This is a genomic window from Streptomyces hydrogenans (genome assembly GCF_014656075.1).
In the GTDB taxonomy this organism is placed as follows: Bacteria; Actinomycetota; Actinomycetes; order Streptomycetales; family Streptomycetaceae; genus Streptomyces; species Streptomyces hydrogenans.
This window is the reverse complement of record NZ_BNBS01000049.1, coordinates 43,274-56,330: the sequence shown is the minus strand read 5'-3', so window position 1 is coordinate 56,330 and position 13,057 is coordinate 43,274. Positions and strand designations below refer to the sequence as shown.

The window sequence follows — 13,057 nt, the reverse complement described above, 5'->3', positions numbered from 1 at the left end:
CTGGGGCCACCCCGTCGTCCGGCCGGCCGCCGCCTACCGGAACGTGCCATAAGGGCGGGGCTCCAGCGCGTCCGGGGCGCGCGGCGGCCACTGGACTCCTGGTTACACGAGGACTTGCTTGACGAAGGTGATGATTGCTTCTGCGGAGTTACGCAGGAAGCCGAGGCCACCCTTGGTGGTTACGGTTTCTGCGGCATGGGCAGGCATGGACGCGGCGGTCAGAAGGATGACGGTGGTGGCGGCCGCGGTGGTGGCGGCGCGCTTGATCTGCTTGTTCATGTCCAGAGAACGAGCAGCGCCGGATGGGAGTAGCCCTGTGGGGGCGGGACTCACTGAGACGAGTGGCCTTGTTCTGCCTTTTGGCCCTGCGCTTCCACCCGACCCGGTACGGCACGCGCCCCGCTCCGCCCCAACCGTGACGTGTGCACCCAATCCTGGATGGCGCGCGATCGAGGAGCGTTTTCAGCGTTGTCTCTCCAGGGTGAGGACGGCTTTGGTGATGACGGTCATGCGGTTCGGGCTGATGCGGGATCTGCGGAAGATCTGCCAGGACTTCAGCCGTGCCATGCCGCGTTCGACTGGTGCCCGGGCTGCGGCCAGAGCCCGGTTGACGGTGCGCTGGGGGAGGGTGAGCTCACCGCCCGGTGGTCGTTTGAGTCCGGTGGTGACCCAGGGGCCGGCGCCCGGGTACGCGCGGTCGGCGAGGACCGGGACGCCCTGACGCTCGCAGGTCTGGATGATGCGATGGATGCGGGCCGCGGTCAGATCGTGGGTGCGGCCGGGCAGCGCGGGCGAGATCCCCAGGATCTCGCCCGCGGGGTCGGCGACGACCTGGACGTTCACGCCGTGCCGGCGGTGCTTGGCCGAGTAGTCGGCCCGGCTGTCGCCGACGCGGTCGCACTCGGCGAGGGTCGCGTCCAGGAGGACGAAGTCCGGATCGTGCTCGCGCAGAGTCTTGAGCAGGCCCGGCGCCCGGTCGGCGAGCAGGCCGGTGACGGCGGTGACGCATGCGTGGGCGGTGCCGACGGATATCCCGAAGCCGGCCGCGATCCGGGTGAGTGTGTCGTGGCGGCGCAGGTACACCAGAGCGACGAGCGCACGCTGGTGGGGCGGGAGCTTGCAGCGGCGGTCACCCTCGCGGGTGACGATGAGCATGGTGACCCACTCGACCAGGGCATGCGGGAGGTCGAGTGCGGCAGGATGGGGAACCAACGAGACTCCTGTGCCGGTGGGTTGAGACTTCGAACACCTCCCCCAACGGCACGGGAGCCTTGTGCGTTGCGGCCCTCACCTCGGGCTCGCCGCAGTCACCCGATCGGTGGCCACGCTGAAAGAGCTCACTGGATGCGCGTGGTTGTTGTCACTTCTGGGCTGTTCTCGATCGTGCTGTCACCAGCTCCGGAGAACGGCGCCCGGCCGATGCCGGGGGCGGTGCCCGCTCCGCCGGCGGCGCCCAGCCGCACACGGTGGCGCTGGAGATCGACTTCTTCGACCCTCACCGTGATCAGCTCGCCCTCATCGACAAGCTGTTCCGGGGTATCGACGGGTTCGTCAGTCAGCTCAGAGAGACGAAGAAACCCCACGACGTCGGGAGCAAGCTGCACGAATACGCCGAAGGGGGCGATCTTGGTGATCGGACCGGTGAGGGTCCGGCCGGCCTGATCCGCGAACCGAATGAGTGGATCTTCCTGCAGAGCCTTCAAGGAGAGCGTGACCTGGCCGGATCGGGTCTCGGCAATGATCACTTCAGCGGTGATTCGCTGGCCGGCTTCGACTACCTCGGAGGGATGCTCGATCCAGCCCCACGTCAGATCCGGCACCCGGATGAACCCGGTGCACAGACCGGCCGGTTCGCCGTCGACGTGAACGAAGACCCCGAAGTTGTGCACCCCGGAGACCGTCCCCGCGACGACCTGCCCTCCTTCGAGGGACAGGAGGAAAGACCGCAAGGCCGGAATCTCGCACGCCCTGGCGGAGAGTTGAAGCTCGCCTCCGCGCCGACGTCCGATCTCTTCAGCCTCGATCTCCTGGCCGACTTCAAACAACTCAGATGGATGCTCCATCCGGCGCATCGACGCCTCATGTCGAGGAATCCGACCGATCTCGGCTTCCTTCCCTTCGGCACCCACAAGCTGCACCAGGACATCCGCTTCGTCGAACCCGGTGACCCTCGCCGTTCTCACGGCCCCCGGCCAGAGCTGGTTGATCAAGGACTGCATGCGAGGGTCGGGGGCTGGCTCGGACATGGAGGTGAGCCTAGTCGGCGCCCGCGGTCCTGTGGTTCCAACTTCCGTGATGAGGTTCCAAATAGCGCGTCACGGCTCAACTCGGTGACAGCTGCCTCTGCCAAGTGACAACTATCGCTGCGGGGCACAGCCCGGCACTTGGTTGCGTCACCGGTTGCCTCACCAGTTGCGTCACCGGTTGCACCAACAGTTGCCTCACCGGTTGCACCAACAGTTGCCTCACCGGTTGCGTACCCTCCGGGCCGCTCCCTCAGTCCGTGCTGGTCAGGACCGGTGGGCCAGCCGATTCCGATGCCGACACCTCTTCTGGAGACCAGGAGAGCTGTCCTTCTTCCCCCTCCTTGCCGCGTGCGGGAGCGGCGGCGGCCCGCCCGCCGGAAAGTTCCGGCGTACCGTCAGAGCGGGGGAGACTGACCGGGTGACCACCGCACCGCCCCGCCGCCCGCTCGGGGACGGCCCCGACGTCCTCGACCAGCTCCCGCCCGACCGGTGGGCCCGTACCGCCGCCGGCCTCGCTGCCGCGGGGGAGTGGACCGCCGCTCCCGACCGCCCCCTGCCCGCGCCGCGCACCGCCCGTCGCCCGCTCGGGGACGGCCCCGCAGATCCCGGCACCAACTCCACCTCGCCCGCACCGCGCCGGTAGGGTCCGCTCCAGCCCGCGCCGATATGGCGTGCGCGGGCCAGGCCCGGCGCCCCGGAGGTCATCCAGGGGGCAGTACCGCCGGGCCGGCCCTTTCTCCTTTCTCAGACACCCGCGGAATCGTGGGTGTCCCGGCGGCTCTGACGGAGCTGGTGACGCCTGTGGCGGCTTTCCCGGCGGTCCTTCCACCAGCCCAGCCGGTGCTCGGACTCCTGGGGGAAGACCACCTGCACCGCCACGACCACCAGGCTCAGCCCCAGGCAGAGCACCACCGCCCACCACGGGGCTCCCACCAGTGCCGCGCCCAGCCCGGTGACGCTGACCACCACGGCCGGCACCAGGTTCTGCGTGACCGCCATCCCGATCGCCTCCTTCTTCTCTCGGCCGGCCACCCGGTGTGGCCGTGATCCGACGATCAGCGGCGCGCAGCAGATGCAGAATCAGCAATCGGTTGCCCGTTCAAGTCGCAACACGTCATGGAGGGGTTGCCGTGTCGGCAACAATGCCCCTGCGGGCACCAGAGCCGCGCAGGCAGGAGAACCAGGGATGACACCGGAGGCGGAGCCACCGCAGAGCAGAACTCCGCAGGAGCTGACTTTCGCCGCCGCGGTGAAGACGCTCCTCGACACGGCCCAGGCCGCAGGCATCACCCAGGGCGAGATCGCGCAGGCATGCCATTTCCACCCCTCGAAGCTGTCGAAGTGGAAGAACGCCACGCTGATCCCGACCCAGGAAGACCTCGACAGCGTGCTCCGCCACCTGCCACGCCCCCCAGGACATCGAAGGACTGCGCCGCTTACGGCAGCAGGCGAAAGACGTCCGGCTCGAACGCGGAACCCAGCAAGGGGCCTGGGAGGAGAAGCTGGCCGCGCTGCGCGGTGAGCTGTCCGCCATGACCAATCTGCACCGGACCACCACCGCGAAGCTCGACGACTTCAGGAACCGCCTGACCGCGCTCGACGAGGAACTGTCCCGCGCCATGGCCCGGGCAGCGGCCGCGGAGAACGAACGCGACCGGCTGCACCACCAGACGCAGGAACAGGGCCGGCAGCTCGCCGCGGCCGCCGCCTACAGCCGACAGGTCGAGAACGAGCTCGCCGGCAGCCGGTACGAGGTCCAGCGTCTGCGGCAGGAGATCGGCGTCCTGCAGCACCAGGTCCAACTGCTCCACCACGATGCGCAGCAGGCGGCCCGGTCGGAGGTTGCCGACCCGTCAATGCAGGTCAGCGCCGTGCACGCCAGGGAGGCCGTGCAATCAGGGCCTCTTCGCCATACGCCTGGAAGACGTCCCACGGGACTGTTCGACCTCGGGATCAGTACGGATCGCGCACGCCGCATGTATGTCGAGTGGCGGCACTCCGAGAAGAACGCCGAAGACCTCGATGCCCTCGCTCTGGCCTTGTTCACCTTCGCTGTCTGCGCCTTCCCGGCCCTGCTTCTGGGGACGAGCTTCCACTTCCTGCCCGGGGCCCAGAAGTCAGACGGGAAGTGGATGGACCTCATGTACGACGGTCCGGTCGAACCCACGGCCGCGGAGTGGACTTACATCGTTGCCGGGATCCTCCTCTTCCAAATTCTCGTGGCGTGTGTGGTGATCTGGTTCGAGGGACGTCTTCGTCGCCGCACGCACCCTTACGGCATGATCGTCTTAGCAGTGCCGACGGTCTTGCTGGTTCCGCTGGGCCTCGAGTATGGGGAGCACCTCCATCTCGATGTTCTCGCCATCCCCCTTCTCAGACTTTTCGGCCTGCACGCTTGAGCACGCCACACCCGGGTTTCTCACCACGGCAAGGCCGGGTGAGGCCTGGAGGCAGCCCCTCAGGCAGCACAACCGTTCTCCACAGCCGCCGCAGCCCAGCCCTGCACAGGCCTCTGCGGTAGCCCGCTCGCCGGGTGCGTTACCCACGCTCCGGCTAGCTTGTGCCACGCCGCAAGGCCTCCTTCTGCCGCCGTGCGACGGCCGGGTGGCGTGCTGACGGGCCAGAGCAGTCAGCACCACACCAGGAGGACCGGATGGCGCGCCGGGTCGCGTTCGTGAACAACAAGTGCGGCGTCGGCAAAAGCACCACGACGGTCCGCCTGGCCGAGGCCCTTGCCAAGGAGGGCAAGCGGGTTCTGGTCGTGGACATGGACCCGCAGGGCAACGCCTCCAGCATGCTGGGCTGGGTCTGGGACCCCTCCCAACAGCAGCCGACCATCAGCCACGCCATCCAGGCCGTGACCGAGGGCGCCGCCCGCACGGTGATCCAGCCGATCGCATGGGACGCCCCCTACGCGGAGCGGATCGCGCTCGCGCCCGCCACGCTCGACCTGGAGAGCCGGATGTCCGAGGCCGGCGTCTCCGGCGCCTGGCGCCGGCTCGACATGGCCCTCAAGGGTGTCGACGACACTTACGACTCCACGCTCATCGACTGTCAGCCCAGCGTGTTCCACCTGACCCAGATGGCACTCGCCGCCGCCCACGACGTCGTCATCGTCACCGAGGCGACATCTACTCCGTCGAGGCCGCCAGCGAATCTACGAGTTTGCCACCCAGCGCGCCCCCCGGGACCTCGCCAACCCGACCCTCGCCGTGCGCGGCGTGGTCGTCAACGCGCTCACGACCACCGCGCTCCAGGCCGAACAGCGCGACTCGATCCGCCAGATTTTCGGGGACCTCGTATGGGAGCCGGCCATCAAGTCGCGCACCACCCTCGCCGAGGCCAACACCGACATGCTGCCGCTCACCGACATCCGAACCACCGAGCCCCGAGCCATGTACGAGCTGCTGGGCCAGTCGTTCCTCAAGGCGGTGCTTGTGTCGGCGTACGCCTGAATGTGCCCAGTCAGGTACGGGTGAACGTGCCCGGGCTTTGGCACGCGGCCCGGGCCGCGCCTGGACCGCCGATAGGCGGGGTTCGCCGCATTTGGTTGTCGTCAAAGGAAGATTCGGGTGAGTTTCATGCCCAGTTGCGAACCTGTCGGGCTTTGCTGATGGCTGCCTGTTCTCGTGATGGCGGGCCAGCCGGAGCGTGATGGCCGGGTTGGGAGTTGACCCTGACAGTGTGTGAGGGGGTCGGCTGGTCCCACCTGTCCGGCGATCCGCCGGCGGAGGTCGACTCTGTCTCTTCGAAGGGCTCTTTGTGCTCAGCTACATCGGCTCTGGCCCGTACTGCTACACGAACTCGCTGGCCATGATGCTGGGTGGGGACTCTCCCCCCACCGCAGTCATCGAGACGTTGACCGGCTCACCGTTCGGTGCCCAGCTCATCGCCGGTTCCCTGCCCTTGTTCGACCCCTACGGCTGGGATCCCGAGGCCGGCCTCGACGCCGCGATCGCACTGCTGGGCTGGACCTGTGAGCGCAGCGACGGCGGGACTCCGGCCGAGGCACTGGACCGGCTGCGGAGCGCCTGCTCGCACGGGCCGGTCCTGGTCGGGCCTGTGGACATGGGCCTGCTGCTGTACCAGCCCGGCACACCGAACGCCGACGGCGGTGACCACTACGTCGTGCTACTGGCTGCCGACCAGGACGCCGTCGAGCTGCACGACCCTCACGGCCACCCCTTCGCGACGCTGCCCACACAGGCTTTCCTCTCCGCATGGGAAGCGAAAGCGATCAGTTACATCGATGCCCCGTTCGTGCTGCGGGCCGGTTTCGTGCGCCATCGTCGACTCACTCCCGCCGACGCGCTGAGGCAGTCGCTTCCAGGAGCCGAGCGGTGGCTGGCCGGCCGTGACGACCTGCTCATGCCTCCCGGCTCACTGGGCGGAGCCGCCGCCGTCGAGGCGCTCGCCGACATGGTCGCCCGGGGGACGCCCCCCCAGCATCCGCACGTTGCTCACCGCCTTCGGTGTCCGGGTGGGAGCACGACGTATGAACGACGCGGCAACGTGCCTGGAAGAGCTGGGGCTGTCGCACGCGGCCTCCCTCGCGCAGCGTCAGGCCCGGATCCTGGGCAGCCTGCAGTATCCGCTGGCACGCGGTGACGACCAGACTGCCGCAGCGCAACTGCGATACCTCGCCCCCCTCTACGCGCAACTGCACACGGCGGTGGCTGCGGCACTGGACAACGTCATCTGAACGACATGCGGAGCACGCCGTTGACTGCGTTCAGCGACCTCATCTGTCTCCCACGCCGCCCTCAAGACCGCCGTCAAGCGGCTCGGGTACTCCTCCACGCTCCCCGCCCAGGGCCGGTCCCGGAAGCTCGAGGACCAGCTCGACGATGGCCTGGCCGAGAAGATCACCGCGAAGCCGGTCGCGGCCGCTGACGCTGCCGAGCGTGCTCTGGCCCTCTACGAAGAAGCTCTCGCTCTCGGAGGCCCGCCCGTCGACCCGGCCCGCGCCGAGGGCGATCTCGCCCGCCTGGTCAAGGCCGGCCGGGTCCTGGCCGAGCAGACCAGGGTCCCCGGCTCGCAGGCGCCGCTCATGCCCTGAGCGCGGCCGCGTACACGACGGCGCCCCACCCGTTCCACGGGGTGGGGCGCCGCTTCGTGTCCTACTGGCCTCGTGGCGGTGGTGGTGGCGTCCGGCCGCCGGGCGGATGGGGATCTCAGATCAGATGGAAGAAGACGGCGGCGGCTCTTCCGCCGATCTCCCAGCCGCCCAGGTCCGTCACGAGCAGGGCGAGGATCAGGGTGGGCAGCCAGGCGATGAAGATCAGCCCGAACCAGTTGTCGATGCCGGTCACGCCCGAGGCGAGCCTCCCCGCCGCGATGGCGACGACAAGGTTCACCAGGACGACGAGCACAACCTTCCACGCGCGCAGGTCGGTATCGGCGTCGAAGAGCGCGTCGATCATGGCACCGCTCCATACGGCCAGCCCGACGTCGAACAGGAAGAGCGCCAGGCCGAGCGCCTGCAGCAGACAGAACAGGACGACGATCAGGGCCGTGTTCCACCGGCCGAGATCGGGCAAGGCGGAGTCCGGCGGGGGAAAGTTCGGCGCGATGACCCGCTCGTGTGCGGCACGGAACGCCTTCCTTTCCTTCGCCGTGGCTCCCATGGCCGTCACCAGACGCTCCAGCTCCTCCCGGGACGGGATCCGGGTCCCCAGCGTCCACTGGTGGACGAGCTCGGCGTTCGCGTCCGAGGCCTGCCCGGTGGCCGCTTTGGCCATGGACATCCGGCTCCACTCTTCCTCGCCCGCCCGGCGCCTGAGGACCTCGATCAGGCCCCCCATCTGACGCATCAGCGCCACCGTGGACAACGCCTCCACCAGCCCGCCGGAAGCCCCCGCCTTCCCGGCATCTTCGCTGCTCACCGCGTTGTTCACGTTGTTCGTGTTGTTCACTGCCAGCCCGCTTGCGGCGCCGGAAGCGGACGTCGCGTCCGTGCCGCCGGCCGCGAGGCCGGCCCTGTCGGCCGGAGCGCTGCCGGCGGGCCGCGCTGCGGACCCGAACCGGGGCACCGTGTAGTCCACGACCGCGACGATCTCAGCGTCCTCGATGATCTCGGCGTGGTCCGCAGCAGGTACGTCGTCGATGATCTCGACATCGTCCTCGGCGTCATCGGCAGGCGCCGGCACAGACACCGTCGTCGCAGGCGGGATGATGACGGTTTTCCAGGGCGAGAGCACAGGCCTGTCGCCGGGACCGTCGACAGGGAGTGGGTCTTCGGCTCCGGCCGGCGGCACAAGGCCGGGGGCGGGGCCGGGTTCTGCCGGGGGCGCGTCGAGGTCGTCCTCCAGCTCGGCCACCCCCTGGGTCCGCTCGACGATCTCCGCGGCCGAGTCGTCGAGCGCGTCGCCCATCTTGTCGAAGGTGAGCAGCAGCGAGTCCATTTCCTCCTTAGGCGCGGGCAGCGGCGCGGGAGGATCGGCTTCGGTGGCGTGCCGGGCGGCGGCCAGCGCCTGGGACACCTTCTCCTCCGCCACCCGCCGCAGCCGGTAGGAGTTCTTGGCCGCGCGCCGGGCGAGCTCCAGCTGGTCCTCGGCCCGCCGGCGCAGAGCCTCGGCCCGCTCCAGAGCGACTCGCAGACGCTCGGTCTCGGTATCCGCCCTGGCCTCCGCCTTCTCCAACGCCCTCTCGTGGTCGGCACGCAGCTGCACGTTCTGGTCCTGCAGCACGGACACCATCCCCATCAGACGCGCGCACAGCTTCTCCAGGCCGTCCTGCTTGTGCGCGGCCTCCAGATACTGCAGGCGGGCATCGTCCAGGCGCGCCACATCGACAGGCACGACCGCCCTGGCACGCGCCGCGGGAAGAGGAGCGCCGGCCACGCGAAGCTTCTCGGCCTCCACGGCGTCCTGCAGGAGCCGGTGGCCCTCCTCCCGCAGCCGCTCGCGCATCTCCGGCTCGGGGATCAGCTCGTCGAGCAGGGTGTCGATCAGGTCGGCGGAGATGTTGCGCGAGCCGTTGCGCAGCGGCGTCCAGGTCGACTTCGCGTAGGAGAACCGGGTCTCGAGCTCGGACACCGTCATGTTCAAGGTGACCAGCCGCACCCACCGGGCGAGCTCATTGGCCTGCTCGGTCAGCCCCCGTAACTCCGTCAGCCTCCGGCCGGCCCTGCGTCGCCGTCGCGGAGACTCCTCACCCACCGTCTGCTCCTGCCGCTCCGGCAAAACGTCCCCCTCCCTACGGCGAAATCCCGCGAAAAGCTGCGCGTTGTTCGCAATCTTCGGTTCCCACCTGCGCCGACGATTCCGGCTCCGACCGAACAATCTCACGGCCAGTCACAGTGAAGTCACCCACCGAACCTCACTGTCCGGAGGCACCGTCATGCCTGTACCCACCCCGCCCGGCCCCGCACGCAAGGGCTGGCCCTACGCCGTCGTGGTCATCCTCGTCCTCGCCTTCAGCGCGGGCTGGCCCGCCGCGGACATCATCAAGCTCTCCACCGCCCTGCTGGCCCTCATCGCCCTCATCGTCCGGGCGGGACCACACGACGGCGCATGACACCGGCGAGCGCCACAGCACCTCCGTCTCAGGCGGCACCCTCCGGGCGCGCTCACGGCTCGCGCCCAAAGGACCTGGGAAGACCTTCACCAAGCCGGGGAGCAGCGCGGGCCACGGTCCGCGCTGCTCCCCGTTTCCGGGAAGACGGACCGTGTGCCGTCTTCCCGGAAACGGAGAGGCGGTTACAGCAGCCCGATGAGTTCTGCCGGCCACCGTCCCCACAATTTCGAAGGCGGGGTACTGCGGAAGGATGTACCCCAGGGACATGGCGAGCACTGGGCCGAGCCCGCTGGACAACTCGATCGCTGATCGCTCGGTGTGCCGCGCGGACGACAGCATCTCCATCAAGACCAAGAAGGACAGGACTGCGGCGCCCGCGAAGTACCCCGCCAGCGGAGCGGGGAAGGCGCTTGGATCCACCCCCGCGCATGCCCCGGCGACCGCCCACAGGGTCGCCATGATGAGGCAGGCACCCAACCGGGTCACGATCCAGGTGCTGTCGAGCCCCGGTTCGGGCCGCGGAGGGCCGCCGGCAGGACGGCGCCACCGGGGTTGTTCACCGCGGGGTGTGCGATCAGCTGGCGTCGTGCTGGCTGGGGTCGAAGGTTTCGTCCGACAGCAGTCCGGCGGCGGCGCCGTCGAGGGCAGCCTGCATCTTGTGGGAGCGGGGCACCATGGTCTTTTCGTAGGCGCGGATGGCGTCGGCGATGGTGTCGTGGCCCGCGATGGCGAGGGCGAGTTCGCTTGCGTCGAGCATGGCGAGGTTGACGCCGACTCCGAGCGGGGGCATGAGGTGGGCTGCGTCGCCGAGCAGGGTGACGGTGGGGTTGGTCTGCCAGGCGTGCGGGACCGGCAGGGCGTAGAGGGGGCGGTCGACGTACGGGCCGTCGTTGTCGGTGATGAGGCGGCGCAGGCTGGGTGCCCAGTCGCGGTAGCGGTCCAGGAGCAGGGCGCGGATCTGCTCGGTGTCCTGGCTGTCCAGTCCGGCCTGGGTGAGCCAGTCGGCGGGGTCGGTCTGGATGATGTAGACGCGGATGTGGCCGCCGCTGTTGCGCTGGGCGAACAGGCAGCGCTCGCCGTCGGCCGCCATGGCACTACCCTGGCCGACGAAGTCGGCGATGAAGTGGTGCTTCGTCTCGACGTCGTTGAACCAGGCTTCGAGGTAGTTGATGCCGATGTGCTCGGGGGTGGCGGAAGAGAGCACGCGGCGGACCTTGGACCAGGCGCCGTCGGCGCCGATGACGAGGTCGGCCTCGACGACGCTGTCGTCGGTGAAGTGCAGCCGACGGGGGCCGCCGTCGGGTCCTTCGACGCTCTTGAGAGTGCGGCCCCAGTGGACGGTGCCGGGGGTGAGGGAGTTCAGCAGGAGATCGCGCAGCTGGCCGCGGTCGATCTCGGGGGCGGAGAACTGTTCCTCGGTGGGGCGGTGGTGGAAGCGGATGGTTGCGTCGGCGGCGTCGAACTGCCGCATCTCCTGGCCCTCGGGGCGGGCGAGGCGGGTGAACTCCTCCAGCAGTCCGGCTTCCTTCAGTGCGGCCTGGCCGTCCTCCTCGTGCATGTCCAGGGTGCCGCCCTGGTTGCGGTCCTCGGGACCGGAGGCGAGGTCGTAGATGGTGGCGTCGATGCCGTTGCGCTGGAGGATGCGGGCGCAGGTCAGTCCGCCAGGGCCGGCGCCGATGATGGCGATGCGGGGGGTGGGTGTGGTGGTCATGGTGATGCCCCGTTCCTGTGGTCCGGCACAGGCCGGACGGTGATACGTGGGTGTGAGGGGTCAGGCGGTGGCGGCAGCCCTGTCGGCGTCCGTATCGGCGGCGGGCGGTGGCCCGGTCTTCTTCAGCGGCACCTCGATCACGAAGAGCGCGGCGACGACGGCGGGGGCGCACAGGATCGCGGCGGTCAGGAAGATGTGGCTGGTACCGGTGGAGACCGCCTGGAGGTAGGCGTCGCCCGCGGCCGGGTTGGCGCCCTGGAGGGCGCGGGTGAACAGGGAGCCGAAGACGGCGACGCCGAGGGAGCCGCCCAGGGTGCGGAAGAGGTTGATGGAGCTGCTGGCGGCGCCCATGTCCCGCAGGGTGACGCTGTTCTGGGCGATGGTGCCTGCCATCTGCATGGCGAAGCCCAGGCCGATGCCGACCAGCACCATGTAGGCGCTGGTGACCAGGCGTGAGGTGTCGGCGTCCATGGTGGCCAGCAGGCCCAGGCCGGCGGTCAGGAAGAGCGTGCCGAGCACGGGGAAGATCTTGTAGCGGCCGGTGGAGGACATGACCTTGCCGGCGATGGTCGAGACGATGAGGACCGGCACCATCATGGGCAGCATCAGCAGGCCCGAGTTGGTCGCCGAGGCGCCCTGCACCGCCTGCTGGAACAGCGGCAGATACAGGCCTGCTCCGAAGGTGACCACGCCGACGGCGAGGAGGATGGCCATCGCCAGGGGGAAGTTGCGGTGGCCCGTGAACACGGTCATCGGCACCAGCGGCTCGGCGGCTCGCTTCTCCGCGAGGACGAACAGCACCAGGCCGAGCACGGCCGCGGCGCCGAGGCCGAGGATCTGCCAGGAGGTCCAGGCGTAGGTGGTGCCTGCCCAGCTCGCGGCCAGCACCAGCGCGCAGATGGAGACGGTGAGCGTGGCGATGCCGGGCCAGTCGAAGACGACCTTGCGGCGCTGGGCGGGTACATGCAGCTTCCAGCCCAGCCACACCAGGGCGAGCAGGCCGATGGGCAGGTTGATGTAGAAGGCCCAGCGCCAGTCGAAGTGGCCGGTGATGAACCCGCCGAACAGCGGGCCGCCGACGGTGCCGATCGCCATGACGGCGGCCGTCATGCCCTGGTACTTGCCGCGCTCGCGCGGCGGGACGAGCGCGCCGATCAGGGCGAACGCCCCGGCTCCGATACCGCCGGCTCCGATGGCCTGGATGACGCGGAAGGCGATCAGCTGGTCCATGGACTGCGCCGCGCCGCATAGGGCGGACCCGGCGATGAAGACGGCGATCGAGGTCAGGTAGGTGGACTTGCGGCCGACGAGGTCGCCGAGCTTGCCCCAGATGGGCGTGGTGACCGCAGTAACGAGGGTGTACGCGGTGACGACCCAGGAGATGTGCTCCAGACCGCCGAGCTCGGCCACGACGGTCGGCATGGCGGTGCTGACGACCATGTTGTCGAGCATCGACAGCAGCATCGCGAGCATGACGCCGAGCATCACCCAGCGCACGTTCTTGGGCGGAGCGGATGGTTCGAGGGCCGTTGCGGGGGCGGATGCGGGCATGACGGATCACTCCTTCCGGAGACAAAGAGGG

General features: G+C 69.2%; 12 protein-coding genes. 5 read left to right on the top strand and 7 right to left on the bottom strand.

The annotated features are described in order from the left end of the window. Positions 1-102: 102 nt before the first annotated feature. The 3 genes from IE321_RS21380 to IE321_RS21370 all read right to left on the bottom strand — a co-directional run bounded on the left by IE321_RS21380 (position 103) and on the right by IE321_RS21370 (position 2,219). Positions 103-279, bottom strand: a complete 177-nt coding sequence (locus tag IE321_RS21380; RefSeq protein ID WP_190224160.1) for a hypothetical protein — start codon at positions 277-279, stop codon at positions 103-105. Positions 280-462: 183 nt separating this feature from the next. Continuing rightward, complete coding sequence (locus IE321_RS21375; protein ID WP_190224159.1) at positions 463-1,212, bottom strand: transposase family protein; 750 nt, start codon at positions 1,210-1,212, stop codon at positions 463-465. A gap of 125 nt (positions 1,213-1,337) precedes the next feature. Continuing rightward, positions 1,338-2,219: a S1 RNA-binding domain-containing protein gene (locus IE321_RS21370; protein WP_229916493.1), complete on the bottom strand. Its 882-nt coding sequence runs from the start codon at positions 2,217-2,219 to the stop codon at positions 1,338-1,340. A 445-nt stretch (positions 2,220-2,664) separates the two neighbouring features. On the opposite strand from IE321_RS21370, the gene IE321_RS21365 reads away from it, so the two are divergent. Then, a complete protein-coding gene (locus tag IE321_RS21365; RefSeq protein ID WP_190224158.1) occupies positions 2,665-2,889 on the top strand; it encodes a hypothetical protein in 225 nt (74 codons plus the stop codon). 101 nt (positions 2,890-2,990) lie between these two features. Here IE321_RS21365 and IE321_RS21360 read toward each other — a convergent pair whose 3' ends face one another. Further along, positions 2,991-3,245 carry a hypothetical protein gene (locus IE321_RS21360; RefSeq protein ID WP_190224157.1) on the bottom strand — a complete coding sequence of 85 codons (255 nt, stop codon included), beginning with the start codon at positions 3,243-3,245 and terminating at the stop codon, positions 2,991-2,993. Positions 3,246-3,778: 533 nt separating this feature from the next. On the opposite strand from IE321_RS21360, the gene IE321_RS21355 reads away from it, so the two are divergent. From IE321_RS21355 to IE321_RS43360, 3 genes are all read left to right on the top strand, one after another. Next, positions 3,779-4,645 (top strand): hypothetical protein, encoded by an 867-nt coding sequence (locus IE321_RS21355; RefSeq protein WP_190224156.1) that lies wholly within the window; start codon positions 3,779-3,781, stop codon positions 4,643-4,645. 254 nt (positions 4,646-4,899) lie between these two features. Beyond that, on the top strand, positions 4,900-5,901 hold the full coding sequence (locus tag IE321_RS43330) for a ParA family protein (protein ID WP_190224155.1): 1,002 nt from the start codon (positions 4,900-4,902) through the stop codon (positions 5,899-5,901). 840 nt (positions 5,902-6,741) lie between these two features. Continuing rightward, entirely contained in the window at positions 6,742-6,948 is a 207-nt protein-coding gene (locus IE321_RS43360) for a YobF C-terminal domain-containing protein (RefSeq protein WP_491590497.1), read from the top strand. A gap of 472 nt (positions 6,949-7,420) precedes the next feature. Here IE321_RS43360 and IE321_RS21340 read toward each other — a convergent pair whose 3' ends face one another. Continuing rightward, entirely contained in the window at positions 7,421-9,310 is a 1,890-nt protein-coding gene (locus IE321_RS21340) for a hypothetical protein (RefSeq protein ID WP_190224154.1), read from the bottom strand. Positions 9,311-9,587: 277 nt separating this feature from the next. Between IE321_RS21340 and IE321_RS21335 the strand changes: the two genes are divergently transcribed. After that, positions 9,588-9,764 (top strand): hypothetical protein, encoded by a 177-nt coding sequence (locus IE321_RS21335; protein WP_190224153.1) that lies wholly within the window; start codon positions 9,588-9,590, stop codon positions 9,762-9,764. Between the two features lie 574 nt (positions 9,765-10,338). On the opposite strand, the gene IE321_RS21330 is transcribed toward IE321_RS21335, so the two are convergent. Then, positions 10,339-11,475: an FAD-dependent oxidoreductase gene (locus IE321_RS21330; protein ID WP_190224152.1), complete on the bottom strand. Its 1,137-nt coding sequence runs from the start codon at positions 11,473-11,475 to the stop codon at positions 10,339-10,341. A gap of 60 nt (positions 11,476-11,535) precedes the next feature. Continuing rightward, positions 11,536-13,026, bottom strand: a complete 1,491-nt coding sequence (locus IE321_RS21325; protein WP_190224151.1) for an MDR family MFS transporter — start codon at positions 13,024-13,026, stop codon at positions 11,536-11,538. Positions 13,027-13,057 lie beyond the last annotated feature (31 nt).